Origin of the sequence: Bordetella petrii (assembly GCF_020991325.1) — a bacterium.
GTDB lineage: Bacteria > Pseudomonadota > Gammaproteobacteria > Burkholderiales > Burkholderiaceae_B > Bordetella_A > Bordetella_A petrii_E.
This window is the reverse complement of sequence record NZ_JAJMLX010000470.1, coordinates 1-1,758: the sequence shown is the minus strand read 5'-3', so window position 1 is coordinate 1,758 and position 1,758 is coordinate 1. Positions and strand designations below refer to the sequence as shown.

1 protein-coding gene is annotated in these 1,758 nt (G+C 69.3%); it reads right to left on the bottom strand.

Annotated features, from left to right (window positions below; translation table 11 throughout):
* Positions 1–98 precede the first annotated feature (98 nt).
* Positions 99–1,439, bottom strand: a complete 1,341-nt coding sequence (bioA, locus tag LPZ50_RS24640; RefSeq protein ID WP_230665461.1) for an adenosylmethionine--8-amino-7-oxononanoate transaminase — start codon at positions 1,437–1,439, stop codon at positions 99–101.
* Positions 1,440–1,758 lie beyond the last annotated feature (319 nt).

Below are 1,758 nucleotides of genomic sequence, written 5' to 3'. Positions count from 1 at the left end.
CGCCATGGCCGGGCCTGGCGAAACGCCGTACACCTTTTACGATCGCGAGATCTGTTCGCGGGCGCAGGTGTGGCTGCAGGGTATCCAGCAACTGCATGTCAGGGGGCCTCCAGGGCATCGTCCAGCGTGGCCAGGGTTTCGTGCGCCAGCCAGGCGGCCGTGCCGTCATCCAGGATGTAAGGCGGCATCAGGTACACCGTATTGCCGATGGGGCGCAGCAGCAGGCCGCGCGTTAGCGCGGCGCTGGCGTAGCGTTGGCCGAAGCCGGCGTCGGCCTGCACGTCGAAGGCCCAGATCATGCCGGCGCGCCGCATGTGGCGCACGGCGCGGTGGCTGTGCAAGGGGGCCAGGGCGGCATCCAGCACGGCCGCGCGCCCGGCATTGCGCGCCAGCACGTCGTCGGCGTCGAAGATGTCCAGGGTGGCCAGCGCGGCGCGGCAGGCCAGAGGGTTGCCGGTGTACGAATGCGAATGCAGGAAGCCGCGCGCCACGCTGTCGTCGTAGAAGGCGTCGTGGATGGCGTCGCTGCTCAGCACCAGAGACAGCGGCAGCGTGCCGCCCGAAATACCTTTGGACAGCGTCATCAGGTCGGGCCAGATGCCGGCCTGCTCGCAGGCAAAGAACGATCCCGTGCGCCCGCAGCCCACGGCGATTTCATCGGCGATCAAGTGCACCTGGTATTGGTCGCACAGCTCGCGCACCTGTCGCAGGTAGGCGGGGTGGTGCATGGCCATGCCGGCGGCGCATTGCACCAGGGGTTCGACGATGACGGCGGCAATGTGCGCGTGGCGGTCTTCCAGCAGCGCCTGCAACCCGGCGGCCGCGCGCCGCGCCACGGCTTCGGCGTCTTCGCCCGCCTGCGCGTTGCGCGCGTCGGGCGAATCCACCACGTGGGCATGGCGCAGCAGCGGCCCGTAGGCATCACGGAACAGCGCAACGTCCGTGACACCCAGCGCGCCCAGGGTTTCGCCGTGATAGCCGTGGCGCACGCTGACGAACTCGCGCTTGTGTTTGTGGCCCAGGTTGCGCCAGGCGTGGAAGCTCATTTTCAAGGCGATTTCCACGGCCGAGGCGCCGTCCGAGGCGTAGAAGCAGTGGCCCAGGGCCGCGCCGGTCAGCGCCGACAGGCGCTCGGCCAGTTGCACGGCCGGGGCATGGGTGCAGCCCGCCAGCATGGCGTGGGGCAGCCGGGTCAACTGGTCGGCCACGGCGGCGTTGATGCGCGCATCGGCATGGCCGAACAGATTCACCCACCACGAACTGATGGCGTCCAGGTAGCGCCGCCCGTCCATGTCCACCAGCCAGGGCCCCGTGCCGTGGGACAGCGCCAGCAGCGGCAGCGTGGCCTGGCGCTTCATCTGTGTGCAGGGGTGCCATACGTGGCGCAGGCTGCGGGCCCGCCAGTCGGCGGCCTGGGTAAGGTGGGTTGGATCGCGCATCGGCCGTTCCCGGTAAGGGCCGGCGGCCTGCGGGCAGTGGGCGCGCCGCGGTCAGGAAGCCGGCCAGGCAGTGGAGCGGCGGATAGTAGGAAGGCGCGAAAGCGTTTGCAATCCCGCCAGATTGGGTCAAATTGGCGTAGAAATGCCGAAATTTGCAGGAAATAGCAGGCGTGTTGTGGAAATCGCGCCTGCATCTGGCCGGCATCTGCCGGGCGCGCAGCGGAGCAACAATTTGTAAATCCGGGCCGGCGCGGCCCGGCGGATTGTCAGGCCGCGGCCGGCCGCGCCAGGGTCAGGCGCCGCACGTGGCGTTCGGGCA

Bases quoted from the DNA above. Each gene is read 5' to 3' on its own strand.
- bioA (WP_230665461.1), bottom strand. From the start codon at position 1,439: ATGCGCGATCCAACCCACCTTACCCAGGCCGCCGACTGGCGGGCCCGC.